Genomic DNA, 15,726 nt, shown 5'->3' on the forward strand with positions numbered 1-15,726 from the left:
GGTTTATCACCAGTCCAGGATTCCGTCGTCATCGTCCTTGTCCTCACCCGGCAGAGTCATTCGCGATCTTGCCGAAGGGGTTAAGCCAAACTCAGCGCAGTACAGCTTTATGAGGTTTAGGTATTTCTGCACAATGCCCACCTCCGGGCGCTGCCTAATATAACCGGTTTCGGTTTCATAAGTCATACCCTCGGTAGTTAGGACTTTTTCCGCGGCCACCCACCGGCTGTATGCTTGGCAGTAGGCAGCCAGGGCGGTACCGTCAACTATTGTCAGCAACCCCAGCTTTTCAAGTTCGGGCGCCACACGTTTCCACTCGTGCTTGGCCTCTTTGTCCAGCCAGGCGGGACACTTGGGCGCTACCGGCTTGGGCTTCGGCTCGTTCTTGTTTAGCGGCCGCCGGCCAGGATTGCCTTCAAGCACTTTAAGGTGTGTCGGCTTAGGTGCAGGGCCTCTTGCTCCCATATGATTACCCCCTTTCCAGGAAAAGTTTTGAAAACTTGCACTCGTTAACGCGAAGTTACCCCACCGGTCCCTGTGCAACCCTCACTAGAAAAAAATCCAATCTGTTTCAACAGCTCCGGCCCCTCAAAGCTGTGCATCCTGCCATGACACCTTTCACATAACGGCATTAAGTTGTCAGTGCGATTGCTCCCGCCGTCAGCCAGGTGTTCTACGTGGTGGGTTAATGTAGCCGGCGTTAACCGTCCTTCCGTCTTGCACACCACACATAAAGGTTCATGCTTTAGCACATACGCCCGGGCCCGTTCGTACTGTTTGTTGTACCCCCGCCGATGCGCGCTACCCCTGCGCTTGTCCTCGTCTTTGCGGTATGCCTTGATATGCTCCTTGCAATACCCCCTGCCTCCAGGTACCTGCAGGTTAGGACACCCGGGCATCCGGCATGGGGACATTGGCTTCATAGGCATATGCTCACCCCCAAAACAAAAGCCCACCTCAACGCGCACTTGCTCTCGCGTTTTCTGATAATAACTCAATAACCGCTTTTTGATATGCCTTAAAAGCTTCTAATTCATCAACCAGTGCCACCATTCCCCTTGTTAAATGTATCTCTTTCAAACCGAGCACCTCTTTAAGATAAATGAGAAAAGCCCGCCTCTGACATGCAATTGAAGTCATGTCACTAGACGGGCTGTACCCTCGCGATATTCTGTTCCGTTGTCAAGGTTGAAACCTTGCCACATCTCTTACATTTGATTATACCAGATATTTCCCCTACTGCAAGTACTTTCCCACAATATGGGCATCTATACTTTTGTAGTTTCACCGGCTTCCTCCCGTGCCTTCATCCGTTCGTATCTCAGTACACCTTTGCCCCTACCGATAGCCCGGGCCCACAGCTCCGGATCCTTGGCCAGCAGGTGTTCTATTTCCTGTGCTGTGAGCACCAGTATGTGCTTGGGAAGCTGTATTTTTATGTAGTTCAATTAATCACCGCTTCCATAATTTAACTAATAGTGGAGTAGTGGAGTAAGTGGACTAATTTTCACTTTTTTTATAAAACGCTACATATAGGGGAAAAAACCGGAATTTACTCCACTTAGTCCACTTAGTCCACTTTTACTAAGCATATTTCTTATCGCTGAATTCATCAGCCTTAACCCCTAACCCGCGCCAATAGTGGATTCCGCCGGTGCTCTTTTCATTTTCGAATCCACGCTCTTTTAACCTGTCACTAAATTTTCGGCGTGACATGGTGTTTTTTTCGCCGATTTCATCGCAATATTTTAAGTAAACTTTGTAAAGTTCGCCTACTTTTACCCTTGCAAATGGCTGTTTTATGCAAACTTCATCTAAAAAATCACTTAAAATATCCATCTCATCACGATAAGTTTGTGTGGCATTTTTTACCTCTTCTGGCTCACCTAACCCATTTTGCTGCCATTTGACACACCCAACCAGTGCCCAGTTCAAAATTCCAGGCAATTCTTGAAGTAACTTGCTAGTTAAATGTTTGTCTCGCTCACCCTCTGGAATTGTTACATCAAACGGTATCAACCTGATTCGCCGCCATATGGCATAGTCGTTACCCCTAATAATCGGTTTATGGTTTGCCGCAAGGAAAATCTTAAATTGCGGCTTAAACTCGAAAAACTCTTGATGCAGAAATCGCGCTGTTATTACATCGCCACCGGTTAACTGCTTGACTAATACTTCATCAAGCCGCCGACCTTCCCCGGCCTCTACCGCTGCCACAAAGCGGGCACCCTTTAAGCGGGCTACATCGTTGGGGATCCCGTTTCTATCTTTAGACATGAGTACATCGGTATTAAGCTGCATGCCGTAATCACCGAGCAAACTTCTAATAACATCTATAAAGGTTGACTTGCCATTTGCACCACTACCGTAGAGAAATGATAAAACCTGTTCGCTGGTATCACCGGTTAATGAATAACCAACCTTACGCTGAATGTAATCAATAAGGTTTGTATTGTTATCGAAAATTCGGTTTAAAAAGCTCTGCCAGGTTGGGCATGTTGCCTCTGGGTCATAAGCAACCGGTATAATTTTAGTTATCAGATCCTCCCGGGCATGTTCCCTTGCAACACCATTTTTTAAGTTAATCGTTACATTTATACAATTAATTACCCAAGGATCAGCGTCTAGTTGTTCTGGCAGCACCGGCACCCCTAGTTCGCTTTGTGCTAGGTCGATCATGGCCCTGATCGCTCGTTTAGATTCGGAGTTTTCAGCATGTTCGGCTATTTTTTGCCGTAGTTCCGTATCCGAAGTATCTGCAGCCTCGGCATAAATACTTTGAACTGTGTCTTTGGCCATTCTTTCAATAGCTGCAGTATTATCAATTTGCCAATGTGTACCGGTCCAGACCATCCACTTACCCCAAAGGTAACAATACCTTATGTTTTTACCATGTCTGGCCACCAGGCGCTTAGCATTACCCAGGTCAGTGAGCTTAAACCCCATAGTAATGGCACTGTCACCGTTAGGCTCCCAATATGGCGCATCTCTAACAATGTGTAGGAGCTTGTCCTGCGTACCACCGCAATTAAGCCAATCCGTTACATCACCTTTTGGGGGCAATCCGGGTAACTTAATAACCTTCACTTTGCAGCCGTTATCATATAATTGCCTTGCAACCTTCTGTGCATGATCCCGGCCGGGATCATCATTGTCGGGCAGTATTGCCACCCGGGCACCGGCTTTAAAATATTTTGAATGACTAGCCTTCCATTTTCCCGCGCCGCCATGATTGCAGGTAGCGGTAAGGCCCACAGTGGTCAAGCTTAAAACGTCCTTTTCGCCTTCAACAATAAAAATAATTTCATTGTTTTCAATGGCCTCTAGGAGTTCGGGTAACCGATAAGGCACCGGCTTGATCCCGGTCATTTTCCAAAGCCAGCCGCCTTTACCGTCCGGCTGCCGCTGCCTAAAATCTTTTGGTTTATACCTTATAGCCTGATAAAGCAGCTTGCCGCTTGCGTCAGTGTAATCATAGGTACATTCAATTTCTTTTTTTGTGGTTTTTCCGGTTTCCGGTGGAAATAAGTCTTTCAGCTCAATACCTAGAGCGGAAACAATATCCTTAATATCACATCCAGCATGACAATGTAATAAAATACGTCCATCATCGCCAGTGCTAACAGATACACTAGCTTTTTGGTCATCGTGCGCCGGGACCGGGCAGCAGGCAATATATCCATTTCCATCTCTTTTTACTTTCTTTAGTAGCGACAATATATATGTAATATCCAATTTGTTATGCCCCCCTAACCCCCAGCCCGCGCTTGTTCTATCGCGTCGTTAAGCTGTTTCATCATTGCCTCGCTGCCGCCCAAATCGGGATGGTGTTTTTTACTCAAGGCCCGGTATGCAGCTTCCATCACTTCCCGCGGCGCATCCGGTTGCACATATAGCGCCTTTGCCCAGCTCGGGGTCTCTGGTGTCCGTCTGGCCATAGCGGCCCGGGCTAAGTCGATGGTTTCCGCGTCGGGGAAATAGTTTTCTATAATTTCCAGTGCTTCATCTTTGTAATATTTGTCGATGCGCCACACTTTTTCAACTCTATCCCATTGCCTGTATTGCCAAGGGATTTCATCCTTTAGTTCGTTAATTAGGGCTTGAACGTAAGGCATTTTTATGAGCACATCGCCTGAATAGGTGTGGATAATTTCAACAAACATTTTCGATCACCTTACCTTTTGCTAGTCAATGTTTATGTTTTGTGGTAAAGTAAGGTTAATAATTTAGTTACCTCACCGTCCCGCCCAGCCTGCCCGCTGGGTGTTTTTGTTTTTCCCGCCATTACTTTAACCGCCGTATTTTACCGGTATCCTCCGCCGGCTCCAGCTTTTTTACCATGCTTTCAGCCTCTAAGTCATTTAACCAATTAGTCAATGACTGGGGCTGGAAAAATATACGTCCAGCGATTTTAACTGACGGAATCTTCTTCTTCCGTACTAAATCGTAAAGCGTCCACTGCGAAAACTTACCTCCGAAAAACTCCACCGCCTCGGCTGCATCTAGAAGTTGAACCCCAGCGCCGACCATGCTTTTCATTTGTCTTGATTGTTCAGCTGCCTTGTCACTCATTGCCCGCCGCCTCCTTCTTTAGCTCGTCAATTATCTTAAAAATACGCTCTTTTTTATCCGCCGGCAGTTCTTTACGTAAGAGCCTGGAAAAATTGCTATCTACCAACCCATATTTATCCGCTACTTGCCACAGATACAAGCCGGCCTTTTTTACACTGCCACGAATATCTTGATTTGCCTGTGCCATTTTTTTCACCTCGTTGTTATTTGTTTCTGTTGGTGTTATACTAATAATAAAACAATAGGGGACAGAGGGGGGACATAGTTAATTGAACACTTTAAAAACTATCTGCGCCGATGTCATCTACTTGCCTTTGCGCTGGAAAGGTGTTTCTATAGATGAAAAATTTATTTATTGCAACGGATTTGAAGATTTACATGAAAAGGATATATTTAGGCCAAACCCTGTAGAAGAGAACCCTCGGTTCTGGCTTGAGGTAAGGCAACTTTATTTTGATTTTCAAGATAAAAAGTGGGAGCGGATTGAGAGCTTTTATAAAAAATATGGTGCTATCAGAAGAAGGGCCGGAAGCCAAAGCAAGTTTCATGGAGAATCTATTAATGATGTATTAGCTTGGCTTAATTGGTTTCGTGTTTTAACAATAATGACAGAATACGCAAAAAATGAGAAACTGGCACCCTTATGGGAAATGTTTGGCCCACCGCGAGACAGCGAAATTAATGGCAAGAATCAAGTCATTTATTTTGTAAATATGGAAAAAGTAAACTTTGAAATATTACCTAACGATCCACCGCAGCAATTAATTCAGCCAATACACAACCAACCAACAATCAGATATATTCCGACGCCACATATGTCCAGAAATAAGCTTGAATATCACACGCCACAGAATGACGACCAACTGCTTGCGGCTACCTGGCAAGCGATTATTGAGGCCGTGACAGACGGCTTGCGCCCTATAGCCCTTGTCCCCACAACCGACCGTAGCCCATCAAAAAAGGCTCCGCTCATACTTTGGGGATTTCAAGCCGATGGAGCTTTGCAGGCGGCTTTTCTGCAATGGTTCTTTCAAGAAATCGCACACATGAACATAACAACTTGTGAATCTAATGATTGTAATAATATTGTTTTGCCACCGCGTGAAAAGTTCTGCTCTGATAGATGCAGACAAAGGGAAAAAAAGCGGAGACAACGAGAAAATAAAAAGGAGGCGTCTAACTAATGCGCGGCTGGATAGAAAAACGTGGTAACTCCTACCGTATCAATATAGACACCGGCACCAGGGATGCAGGAGGCAATCGAAAACTAATCCGCAAAACCCTAAAGGGTGTCGGCTCACGGGAAGCTGATGCCGAATTAACCAAAATGCTGCACGAGCTGAACACCGGCCTTTACATTGAGCCAACAAAGCTGTCCTTTAGTGATTACTTGGACAAGTGGCTGCCATCCCACACCCGAGAAAAGCTTTCGCCGATGTCCGCCGATCGGTACCAGCGGGAGATCGATAACCGCATTAAGCCAATACTTGGACATATCCTGCTGGAGAAAATAACACCCGTACACATTCAAGCCTTTGTTGATGAAATAATCCGTGCCGGCCGGCTTAAAGAGGATAAACCATTATCAACGGAGATGATAACGTATGATCTAAAAATAGTAAAAACCGCCTTAAAGAAGGCGGTCCAGTGGGGCCTTATACCCAGGAACCCGGCCGACAGTATAGCAGCGCCCCGGGCCACAAAAAAGCATAAGCAGGAAATGCACATCCTAACTGAAGATCAAATTAAAAAAACCCTTGCCACGTTAAAGCAAGGCAAAGATCATCAAAAGTATGTTCTTATTCTGTTGCTTGTATCAACCGGGCTCCGCATCGGGGAGGCCTTGGCACTAGAATGGTCTGACATAGATTTTGACGATGCCGTTATATCAGTTAACAAGACGGTCCAGCGCATTAAAAAAGAAATCATTGTCAAGCCGCCAAAGACAGAAACCAGCATCCGTAAGGTTACAATTGACGATCACCTGGTGGCCACACTCAAACGCCATAAGGTAAGGCAAAGCGAAAGGCGCTTGCTGCTGGCTAATAAGTGGAAGGGCACCACTAACAAAGTATTTACCGGCCCTATTGGCGGGCTAACGGTACCATCCACTATTGAAGGCTGGTGGATTAAATTCCGGCCCGAGGTGGGCCTCGATAACGTCCGCCTGCATGACTTGAGACACACTCACGCCACCCACTTACTTGCATCCGGACAGGTCGATATTAAAACCATTTCCGCCAGGCTCGGCCATAAAAACGCATCAATGACCTTAAACACTTATTCGCATGTATTGCCAGCGAAAGAGCGCGGGGCCGCTACAGTCATGGCTCACCTCTGGACATAGCCATAACCCACCGCAATGACTAAAAAGGCTCGGAATTATTTTCCGGGTCCTTATTTTTTGCTGGATTTATAAGGCTTTTGAAGCTTTTTGCTCCCAATTTGCTCCCATTCTGCTAGTTAATAATCGCATCATATAAATACTTTATTTTAGCGTAGCTGTTAGCCATTGATTTTACTGCATTTTCTTAAAAATAATTTCGCTCGCTTGTCCCCCCTAAAACCAAAAAAATGCACATTAACTGTGCACTCGAATAATCCGCGCCCCGATGGCATTGTATTTGTTTTCAAGTCTTTCATAACCACGGTCTATATAATCAACCTGATCTAATACTGTACCGTTTTCAGAGGCCATCGCCGCCAACACCAGTGCCGCACCAGCCCGTAAATCGCTGGCCTCCACTAAGGTTCCCGATATACCGGTTACCCCTCTGACTACAGCGGTGTGACCCTCCACTTTTATATCTGCCCCCATACGCCGCAGTTCCATCACATGCTTATATCTATTTTCGAAAATCGTCTCTGATATAACACTGGTACCTTCAGCTAAAGTAAGTAATGCCATTAATTGCGGCTGCATATCAGTGGGGAAACCAGGGTAAGGCATAGTTTTTATATCTATCGCCTTCGGCTTTTTATCCATTGCCACCCGCACCTTGTCATCTTTCACCTCCACGTATACTCCGGCTTCCCGTAATTTGTTAATTACAGGGTCAAGATGTTCTGGAATCACGTTGGTTATCAGAACATCCCCTTTAGTAATGGCAGCCGCTACCATATGGGTGCCCGCCTCGATTCGGTCAGGTATTACAGTATAATCAGCTCCATGTAAACCATCGACGCCGGTGACTTTAATAGTATCTGTACCTGCACCCTTAACATTTGCTCCCATACAATTTAAAAAATTCTGTAAATCGATGATCTCCGGCTCTCGCGCAGCATTTCGAATCACTGTATTTCCTTCGGCCAGCACCGCAGCCATCATTAGATTTTCCGTTGCCCCAACACTTGGCATATCCAGGTATATCTCACTACCCTTAAGCTTATCTGTCTCTGCAATAATATATCCGAACTTTTCCTTAATTCCCACCCCCATAGCTTGCATGCCCTTTAAGTGCAAGTTCATTGGTCTGGCACCAATCTCACATCCACCGGGGTAGGAAATTCTAGCATATTTATAACGGCTGACCAGAGGTCCAAGCACAAGATTGGAAGCCCGCATGCGACGCATTAATTCCTCTGAGACATCCTGATAGCCAACCCCCTGGGTATCAATATGCATAACATCCTTTTCCCAACTTACACTGGCACCAAGATAGATCAGCAGTTCACGCATCACTTCCACATCACGCAGGCGGGGCACACCCCTGATGGTACAATTACCGTCCAACAACAGACTGGCTGCCATAATCGGCAGGGTGGCATTCTTTGAGCCGCTAACCCTAATTGTGCCTGCCAAACGATAACCGCCTGTAATCATAAATCTTTGCAATTGTTTTTCACCTCCGCTAAAACTCCCCTAGCTTTTGCACCTCCAGTACAAGTTTAATACCAAATTTCTTTTCTACTATACACTGTACTTTTTCTACTATCTCCAATACGTCTCTAGCAGTACCACCGCCAAGATTAACAATAAAATTGGCATGACGGGGTGAAACCTGAATATTGCCGACTCGCATTCCTTTACAGCCCGCTTGTTCAATCAGCCGCCCCGCAGATTCATCGGGCGGATTTTTAAAAACACTGCCGGCATTGGGATATTCCAAAGGCTGAACCTGTCTGCGCCAGGCCAGGGCAAGTTCCATCCGGTTCTTGATTTCCTCCGCCGTATCTGGTTTGCCTTGCAATACTGCACCCGTAACAATAATATTCATGTGAGCGAGGGAACTGTGACGATATGAAAAGGTTAATTCCTGGGCTTTGAATGTATATCCGTTACCGGCATAATCACAAGCTGTAACCAACCTAACCAGTTCCCCGATGGCATAACCGTTAGCCCCTGCATTCATGACCAGTGCTCCGCCCACAGTACCCGGTATGCCGGCCAAAAATTCAAATCCGGCCAGCCCGGCCTGCATAGCCTTCCTGGCCAATAAATGAAGCGGAGTGCCAGCACGCGCGTAAATCATTTGGTCTCGCACTTCTATATCAGCTAAGCCAGCCCCTATTTTAATTACTATTCCCCGAACACCTTGATCCGCAACCAACAGGTTAGTACCGTTTCCAATAACAGTCACCGGCAAACCGTGCTGCCGCGCATAAATCAGCGCCTGTCGTAAATCTTGCTCACTTCGTGGCTTTAACAGGAGGTCGGCAGGTCCCCCAATACGCCAGCTGGTATGTTTGCTCATAGGTTCTTGTATACAAACCGGGCATTTCATACTTCGTTGCAACTCCAAATAGAGGTCCGAATTTGTCAACTCATACTCTCCTTTAACCTATTCACCAAAGCCACACCAGTTTTCCAAACATCCCCGGCTCCCATTGTTAATATCAAATCACCTGTTTGCAGCTTCCCTGATAGGTAAGTAGTTGTTTCATCTCCGGCTGAAAGTAGCAGCGGTCGTTCACCTTTGTTTTGGTGAACAGCGTCCACAATAAGACGGGCCGATACCCCATCAATAGGCTGTTCTCCGGCACTATATATATCATTGATAATTACCAAGTCGGCATCACCAAAACAAGCCCCGAAACGCTTGCACAATAATTTAGTTCTGGTATATCGATGCGGTTGGAAAACAACGATAATTCGTCCGGAATGTACCTGACGGGCTGCCCGCAGCGTGGCAGCTATTTCGGTGGGATGATGGGCGTAATCATCGATCACAGTTATCCCCTTTTCCCGGCCAACCAATTGAAAGCGCCTGCCTGCCCCCCTGAAACATTGCAAACACTCCACTACATCACGAAATGACAGGCCAATATTACGACAAGCGGCTACTACCGCCAGCGCGTTAGACAGGTTATGCCGGCCGGGCACCGCCAGCTTCAGCCGGCCCAGGTATTCTGCTTTATAATACACCTCACCCGTCGACCCGCTCGCATCCACCTTGATATCTTGAAGCGTATAATCTGCAACCGGGTTATCCACTGCGTAAGATACCAATTGCCCGCTACAATCTGCGGCCATATCTCTGAGCCGCTCATCATCAAAACACAGCACTGCCGTACCGTTAGCAGGTATTTTATGAATAAACTGTTTAAAAGCATAAATTATTTCTTCTATTGTTCCATAGTGATCCAGGTGATCATCTTCAACATTGGTGACGATAGCTAAATAAGGACACAGCTTTAAAAAAGACCCGTCACTTTCGTCAGCTTCAGCTACCAGGAATTCACCCCGTCCAAACTTGGCGTTACCGCCAATATCAGTCAGTTCACCTCCGATTAATATAGTGGGATCTTGCCGGCACTTTTCCAAGACCAGTGCTAACATAGCTGAAGTGGTTGTTTTACCATGCGCACCGGCAACCGCTAAGCCCTTTTGCCGTTGCATTAAAAGACCCAGCAAATCTGCCCGGTGAATTACCGGTATACCTTTTCTCCTGGCTTCAAGCATTTCACTGTTCTCAGCACTTATAGCCGTTGAATATACCACCAGCTCGGCATCACCAATATGGTCACCTGATTGCCCTTTATATATGGTGGCACCATATGCCTTTAACCGTTCGGTTACCGGTGTGCTGTTTATATCGGAGCCACGCACATCGAAATTTAGCTCCAATAGTACCCTGGCCAGCCCACTCATTCCGGCACCGCCGATTCCTATAAAATGAATTTTCTCTGGTATATCCTGCACCCGCTAATCAGCTCCTTCCTGCACCGGATGGCGCATATACGGCAGTCGGGAGAGAAAGATACCTCATATTATGCTGTATATAAACAAGGTGTTACATAGTAATACTCCCGGGCCTGTCCTATTGTTTGATAATTAAAGTTTGCGTATTTCTATAGTTAAATGGAATGATACTTCATGAGTTTAGTATACTGACTAACCCGGTTTATTGAACTACATATCATAAACCGGGTTTCAACCAACTTGACGTAAGTCATGCATTTTGCAGTTTTACAATTCAGGGGGAGTTGTATCTCCCCCTGAATTGTAAAACTTGCTTCAATAAATAACCAGCTGATTTATCTAAATTATTATATCCTGAATAAGGTTAATAATATCAACCAGGGCATGGGGTCTGCCCATTCGAAAGCTGGCGTCGGACATTTCTTGCAACCGGTTAGGTTCAGCCAGATACTGTTTAATTTTTTTCACCAGAATGCTGCCCGAAAAATCCGCATCTAATACCATATCAGCCGCCCCCCGGGACACCAGTGCCCGGGCATTATACTCCTGGTGGTTGCCGGTAGCAAAGGGGAATGGTACCAACAAGGCAGGTAGACCACGCACTGTGATTTCAGCCAAAGTAGCAGCACCCGCCCGGCTCACTACCAAATCAGCCGCTGCCATAGCTTCGGGCATTTCATACATATAGGGAACCACGGTAATATTATCCAATAAATTAACTTCTAAACCTTCAGTTTGCAGCATGTCCATAAACTGTTCATACTGCCCGTTACCGGTTACATGCAGTAGCCGCACCTCAGGGATGCCTGCCAGAAACCTCAGTGACTGTACCACTGCCTGGTTTATAGTACGAGCACCCTGACTACCCCCGAAGGAAAGCACAAACAGCTCATTTTGGTGCACGCCGAACTTTTTTCTGGCCTGCTCCCTCACTGCCGCAGTAATTTCAGCACGTACCGGCAGACCGGTAAGGTTAACTGGCACCTTGCTGGAAAAGTGTTTCATGGAATCTTCAAAGGTAACCGCAATCCGGTCTACCACCCGGGATAAAATTCGGTTGGTCACACCGGGCAGAGCGTTTTGTTCATGAATCAAAGTGGGAATTCTAAGCCGGGAAGCAGCCAACACTACCGGTCCGCATACGTAACCTCCGGTGCCCACCACTGCATCGGGCTTGAATTTACGGATTAGCCGTCGGGCCTCCCGGTAACCTGCCCAAGCCTCCCAAGGTACTGTTAGATTACGCCAGGAAAGGCTGCGCTTTATGCCCACCGATCGAACGGCATGAAACTCCAAACCAGCTTTAGGCACAATATCAGCTTCCAGTCCCCGACTAGTGCCGATATACATCACTTCACAGCCTGGAAATCGATCTTTCAGCCCATTAGCAACAGCTAGCGCCGGATATATATGGCCACCGGTTCCGCCGCCGGTTACGATAAATCGCAAAGATTTCACCTCTTTACATTCGAGAACTGTACCTGGAGATGTTCAATAAAATACCCACGCCCATCATAGAAAAAATCAAGGAAGTAGAACCGAAGCTTACAAAGGGCAAAGTAATCCCTGTGACAGGCAGAGATCCCGTCACCACCCCTATATTAACAAAAGCTTGCAGCACTATACCCGATACCAGACCGGCCGCCAGCAAACTGCCAAAGGAGTCCGGACAGGTAATAGCTATTCGAAAACCCCTCCAGGCCAGCAAAATAAACAGCAATATGACCAAACAACCACCAATAAAGCCCAATTCTTCTCCTATAGCGGCAAATATGAAGTCGGTATGACGCTCGGGCAGGAATAAAAACTTAGAATGACGCCCCTGGCCCAAGCCCATGCCCAATAACCCACCCGAGGCCAGAGACATTAAAGCGTTTAAAATATTCCAGCCCGCCCCGGTAGGATCAGCCTCAGGGTCCAAAAAAGCAGTAAATCTTTTCATTCGGTAAGGCTCGAAATAAATAGCTGCTGCAACCGCAGCAAAACCAAGGCCTGCCAGCGCTGCCAGGTGACCACCCCGGGCACCGGCGGCAAATAGCATTATAAAAATAGTACCGCAAAGTGTAGCCGCCGTGCCCAGATCCGGCTGAGCCAGTATCAACAGTGCCGCCAGTCCAGTTATTAGCAAAAATGGCAGCAATCCTGTACCTAAATTTAGAATACGCTCTTTCTTCTGGGACAGCCCATAGGCTATAAAGATGATAATAAATATTTTAACCAATTCTGAGGGTTGGAAACTAATAAAGCCCAAGTCTATCCAGCGTCTGGCGCCTAGTACTTCCATACCAACACCGGGAATAAGCACCGCTACCAGCATAACAAAGGCAATCACCAACATAGGTCCAACCCATTTTTTCAAATTGCGATAATCATACTTCATCATAAATAGCATCGCGAGAATTCCCAATGCCGCACCAAATAACTGCCGTTTAAAAAAATGAAAAGGGTCTTTAAACGGTCCTTCCGGATCGCCTGCAAAATATGCGCTGGCGCTGAACACCATGACCAAACCAATACTTAATAATATCAGCACGGTTAAAAATAATATAAAATCCGGTGCTCCCCTGCGCATACGCATGCTAAGACCTCCCTACAGGCTATTTACTATTTCTCTGAATAAATCGCCACGCTCCTCATAATTGTTAAACATATCCCAGCTGGCACAAGCCGGCGACAGCAATACCACATCACCGGGCTGAGCCAAGTTGTGCGCCATTATTACCGCCTCGCGAAAATTAGGTGCCCTTAATATATTATTACAACCCGCCGCCCGGGCAGCCTGTTCTATTTCACCCGCACACTCACCCAGCACCACCAGCGCCCGTACTTTTTGTTTAATTAGCCGGGCATATTCAGTAAAGTCATTGCCCTTATTTCGACCGCCAGCCAACAAGACAATGGGCTGAGCATAGGCCTCAAGTGCCTTGATGCTGGCATCGGGATTGGTACCCTTGGAATCGTTAATGTACAGCACACCGTTCTTTTGCGCCACTGCTTCCAGTCGGTGCTCCACCCCGGGAAAGCTACGCAAGGTTCGGGCCAGCACTTCAGGTGCGACACCCAGCGCACAGGCAGCCGCCACTGCAGCCAAGGAGTTTTCCAAGTTATGTAAACCGGGGATAGCCACTTCGCGTGCTGAAATAATATCAGTATCTACACCCATTTGGCGCACTGTAATCATATCCCCGCGGACAAGGACTCCTTCTTCTAAATTATGCTTACGGCTGAAAAATATAACCTTACCACATGTGGAATCAGCCAAAGCACGTGTTCTCGGGTCGTCATAATTAAGCACAGTAAAATCATCCGGCTCCTGCCGGGCAAAAATGCGGGCTTTGGCCGCAGTATAATTTTCCATAGTTCCGTGGCGGTCCATATGATCAGGGGTAATATTAAGAATTACCGCTACCCGAGGCCGAAAACGGTCAGCTGTTTCCAACTGGAAACTGGAGACTTCGGCAACAATCATATCGCTCGGGCCGTATTCCTCCACCACATCCACCAAGGGGAGGCCAATATTGCCACCCACCATAGTGCGCAGTCCCGCAGCCCTGAATATTTCGCCCACCAGCGTAGTGGTAGTGGTTTTACCGTTTGTGCCGGTTATTGCTACCATTGGAGCACTGGCAAATCGGTAAGCCAACTCCAGCTCACCCAGCACCGGGATGCCACACTGCCTGGCCACGGCCACCGGCGGCACGTCCGGGGGCACACCAGGGCTAACCACAACCGCATCGAACACACCTTCACGCACATCAGGATAAATGCCCAGTGCAGTCTGCAAACCTGCCTGCACTAGTTCATCCAGCGCGTTATCTAAACTTACTATTTCCCGGTTATCCGTGAGCATCACCACAGCGCCCTTACGCAGTAAAAAGCCGGCCACCGCGATACCGCTTCTACCTGCACCCACCACCAGGAACCTTTTTCCCTTGATGTCCAAAAAAATTCCCTCTTTCAATAATCCTTTTTTGAACTGCCAGCTTTATAAAGCACCTAAACCATATAGCCCCAGTGCTGCAAATAATACTGAAACCAACCAAAAGGTATATACTACACGCTGTTCATTCCAACCGCCCAGCTCGAAATGATGGTGTAGGGGGGCCATGCGAAAGATCCGTCGACCAAATACTTGATATGAAAACACCTGCAGGATTACTGAAAGGGCTTCCAGTACATAAATCCCCCCGATAATCAGCAAAAAAAGCTCGGTACCGGTTATCACAGCTGCGGCGCCCAGAGCACCGCCCAGAGCCAGCGATCCAGTATCACCCATAAAAACTTTGGCTGGATGACGGTTATAAAATAAAAAGCCCAGGCATCCGCCAACCAGCGCAGCCATAACCAGGGCTACCCCCGGCTGGCCGCTCAGCACCCCAATAAACACATAAGCGCAGGCAACGACCACCGTTACGCCTGCGGCCAAGCCATCCAGGCCATCGGTGAGGTTTACTGCATTAGACGTACCAATTACCACCATCACGACAAAAGCAACGTAAAGCCAGGTGCTTAATTCTAACACCACATTATGACCGGCAAACAGATTGCTGAAGGGTACGGCGATACTCGTATTACGCTCAAGCACCGTTATGGCCAGCAACCCCAACAGTGCGGCCAACAAAATTTGGCCCAATAGCTTTTCCCGGGCACGCAAGCCCAAAGACCGTTTCAAGGCTACCTTAATATAATCATCTATAAAACCGATTAATCCAAAGCCAAAGGTTATACCAAGCACCACCAGTGCATCCCGGTCATGCCCGCCCGTTAATAGCCCTGCCGCTAATACTCCGATGATGAATATTATCCCGCCCATAGTGGGCGTGCCGGCTTTAGCCAGGTGCCTGGAGGGCCCGTCACTGCGGATGTTTTGGCCGAATTTGAGACGACGCAGTAATGGAATGAAGAACGGCCCCAGGGCCAGGGTAACCACCAGGGCGATTAAAAAAACCTGTACGATATTTGGCTCAAAAACTATATCCATTTTTATTACTCCCCTGTATTTTCTTGTCTAC

18 protein-coding genes are annotated in these 15,726 nt (G+C 47.2%); 2 read left to right on the forward strand and 16 right to left on the reverse strand.

Annotation, left to right across the window (positions count from 1 at the left end; genetic code table 11):
• Nucleotides 1–6 precede the first annotated feature (6 nt).
• The 9 genes from SPSYN_RS09950 to SPSYN_RS09980 form a co-directional block, all read right to left on the reverse strand.
• Nucleotides 7–465: a phage terminase small subunit P27 family gene (locus SPSYN_RS09950; protein WP_161822344.1), complete on the reverse strand. Its 459-nt coding sequence runs from the start codon at nucleotides 463–465 to the stop codon at nucleotides 7–9.
• A 44-nt stretch (nucleotides 466–509) separates the two neighbouring features.
• Complete coding sequence (locus SPSYN_RS09955; RefSeq protein ID WP_161822345.1) at nucleotides 510–929, reverse strand: HNH endonuclease; 420 nt, start codon at nucleotides 927–929, stop codon at nucleotides 510–512.
• Between the two features lie 28 nt (nucleotides 930–957).
• A complete protein-coding gene (locus SPSYN_RS16235; RefSeq protein WP_279279263.1) occupies nucleotides 958–1,080 on the reverse strand; it encodes a hypothetical protein in 123 nt (40 codons plus the stop codon).
• A 64-nt stretch (nucleotides 1,081–1,144) separates the two neighbouring features.
• Complete coding sequence (locus tag SPSYN_RS16495) at nucleotides 1,145–1,288, reverse strand: hypothetical protein (RefSeq protein WP_423828291.1); 144 nt, start codon at nucleotides 1,286–1,288, stop codon at nucleotides 1,145–1,147.
• The gene (locus SPSYN_RS09960) at nucleotides 1,269–1,448 is read right to left on the reverse strand and encodes a hypothetical protein (protein ID WP_161822346.1); all 180 of its coding nucleotides are present in this window, start codon (nucleotides 1,446–1,448) and stop codon (nucleotides 1,269–1,271) included. Before SPSYN_RS09960 ends, SPSYN_RS16495 begins: the two co-directional genes overlap by 20 nt.
• A 136-nt stretch (nucleotides 1,449–1,584) precedes the next feature.
• The gene (locus tag SPSYN_RS09965; RefSeq protein WP_161822347.1) at nucleotides 1,585–3,735 is read right to left on the reverse strand and encodes a phage/plasmid primase, P4 family; all 2,151 of its coding nucleotides are present in this window, start codon (nucleotides 3,733–3,735) and stop codon (nucleotides 1,585–1,587) included.
• Nucleotides 3,736–3,749: 14 nt separating this feature from the next.
• Nucleotides 3,750–4,163, reverse strand: a complete 414-nt coding sequence (locus SPSYN_RS09970) for a hypothetical protein (protein ID WP_161822348.1) — start codon at nucleotides 4,161–4,163, stop codon at nucleotides 3,750–3,752.
• Nucleotides 4,164–4,284: 121 nt separating this feature from the next.
• Nucleotides 4,285–4,572 carry a helix-turn-helix domain-containing protein gene (locus SPSYN_RS09975; RefSeq protein ID WP_161822349.1) on the reverse strand — a complete coding sequence of 96 codons (288 nt, stop codon included), beginning with the start codon at nucleotides 4,570–4,572 and terminating at the stop codon, nucleotides 4,285–4,287.
• Nucleotides 4,565–4,759 (reverse strand): hypothetical protein, encoded by a 195-nt coding sequence (locus SPSYN_RS09980; RefSeq protein ID WP_161822350.1) that lies wholly within the window; start codon nucleotides 4,757–4,759, stop codon nucleotides 4,565–4,567. The genes SPSYN_RS09975 and SPSYN_RS09980 overlap by 8 nt, the downstream gene beginning before the upstream one ends.
• An 82-nt stretch (nucleotides 4,760–4,841) precedes the next feature.
• On the opposite strand from SPSYN_RS09980, the gene SPSYN_RS09985 reads away from it, so the two are divergent.
• Both SPSYN_RS09985 and SPSYN_RS09990 read left to right on the forward strand, forming a co-directional pair.
• A complete protein-coding gene (locus SPSYN_RS09985) occupies nucleotides 4,842–5,756 on the forward strand; it encodes a hypothetical protein (protein ID WP_161822351.1) in 915 nt (304 codons plus the stop codon).
• Nucleotides 5,756–6,919: a tyrosine-type recombinase/integrase gene (locus SPSYN_RS09990; RefSeq protein ID WP_161822352.1), complete on the forward strand. Its 1,164-nt coding sequence runs from the start codon at nucleotides 5,756–5,758 to the stop codon at nucleotides 6,917–6,919. Before SPSYN_RS09985 ends, SPSYN_RS09990 begins: the two co-directional genes overlap by 1 nt.
• A gap of 234 nt (nucleotides 6,920–7,153) precedes the next feature.
• Here SPSYN_RS09990 and murA read toward each other — a convergent pair whose 3' ends face one another.
• From murA to mraY, 7 genes are all read right to left on the reverse strand, one after another.
• The gene (gene murA, locus SPSYN_RS09995; protein WP_161822353.1) at nucleotides 7,154–8,407 is read right to left on the reverse strand and encodes a UDP-N-acetylglucosamine 1-carboxyvinyltransferase; all 1,254 of its coding nucleotides are present in this window, start codon (nucleotides 8,405–8,407) and stop codon (nucleotides 7,154–7,156) included.
• Nucleotides 8,408–8,423: 16 nt separating this feature from the next.
• Nucleotides 8,424–9,335: a UDP-N-acetylmuramate dehydrogenase gene (murB, locus tag SPSYN_RS10000; RefSeq protein WP_243153008.1), complete on the reverse strand. Its 912-nt coding sequence runs from the start codon at nucleotides 9,333–9,335 to the stop codon at nucleotides 8,424–8,426.
• Nucleotides 9,332–10,714, reverse strand: a complete 1,383-nt coding sequence (murC, locus tag SPSYN_RS10005) for a UDP-N-acetylmuramate--L-alanine ligase (RefSeq protein ID WP_161822354.1) — start codon at nucleotides 10,712–10,714, stop codon at nucleotides 9,332–9,334. The genes murB and murC overlap by 4 nt, the downstream gene beginning before the upstream one ends.
• 339 nt (nucleotides 10,715–11,053) lie before the next feature.
• Nucleotides 11,054–12,163, reverse strand: coding sequence for an undecaprenyldiphospho-muramoylpentapeptide beta-N-acetylglucosaminyltransferase (gene murG / locus SPSYN_RS10010; protein WP_161822355.1), 1,110 nt, complete (start codon nucleotides 12,161–12,163; stop codon nucleotides 11,054–11,056).
• A 13-nt stretch (nucleotides 12,164–12,176) separates the two neighbouring features.
• A complete protein-coding gene (ftsW, locus tag SPSYN_RS10015) occupies nucleotides 12,177–13,292 on the reverse strand; it encodes a putative lipid II flippase FtsW (protein WP_161822356.1) in 1,116 nt (371 codons plus the stop codon).
• Nucleotides 13,293–13,304: 12 nt separating this feature from the next.
• Complete coding sequence (murD, locus tag SPSYN_RS10020; RefSeq protein WP_161822357.1) at nucleotides 13,305–14,657, reverse strand: UDP-N-acetylmuramoyl-L-alanine--D-glutamate ligase; 1,353 nt, start codon at nucleotides 14,655–14,657, stop codon at nucleotides 13,305–13,307.
• A gap of 42 nt (nucleotides 14,658–14,699) precedes the next feature.
• Nucleotides 14,700–15,695 carry a phospho-N-acetylmuramoyl-pentapeptide-transferase gene (gene mraY / locus SPSYN_RS10025; RefSeq protein ID WP_161822358.1) on the reverse strand — a complete coding sequence of 332 codons (996 nt, stop codon included), beginning with the start codon at nucleotides 15,693–15,695 and terminating at the stop codon, nucleotides 14,700–14,702.
• Nucleotides 15,696–15,726 lie beyond the last annotated feature (31 nt).

Origin of the sequence: Sporotomaculum syntrophicum (genome assembly GCF_009932395.1) — a bacterium.
GTDB classification, from domain to species: Bacteria; Bacillota; Desulfotomaculia; order Desulfotomaculales; family Desulfallaceae; genus Sporotomaculum; species Sporotomaculum syntrophicum.

What these genes read in the sequence shown, in the direction of transcription:
- SPSYN_RS09950 (WP_161822344.1), bottom strand. Translation starts at nt 465, where the DNA reads ATGGGAGCAAGAGGCCCTGCACCTAAGCCGACACACCTTAAAGTGCTT.
- SPSYN_RS09955 (WP_161822345.1), bottom strand. Translation starts at nt 929, where the DNA reads ATGCCTATGAAGCCAATGTCCCCATGCCGGATGCCCGGGTGTCCTAAC.
- SPSYN_RS09970 (WP_161822348.1), bottom strand. Translation starts at nt 4,163, where the DNA reads ATGTTTGTTGAAATTATCCACACCTATTCAGGCGATGTGCTCATAAAA.
- SPSYN_RS09975 (WP_161822349.1), bottom strand. Translation starts at nt 4,572, where the DNA reads ATGAGTGACAAGGCAGCTGAACAATCAAGACAAATGAAAAGCATGGTC.
- SPSYN_RS09980 (WP_161822350.1), bottom strand. Translation starts at nt 4,759, where the DNA reads ATGGCACAGGCAAATCAAGATATTCGTGGCAGTGTAAAAAAGGCCGGC.
- SPSYN_RS09990 (WP_161822352.1), top strand. Translation starts at nt 5,756, where the DNA reads ATGCGCGGCTGGATAGAAAAACGTGGTAACTCCTACCGTATCAATATA.
- ftsW (WP_161822356.1), bottom strand. Translation starts at nt 13,292, where the DNA reads ATGCGTATGCGCAGGGGAGCACCGGATTTTATATTATTTTTAACCGTG.
- mraY (WP_161822358.1), bottom strand. Translation starts at nt 15,695, where the DNA reads ATGGATATAGTTTTTGAGCCAAATATCGTACAGGTTTTTTTAATCGCC.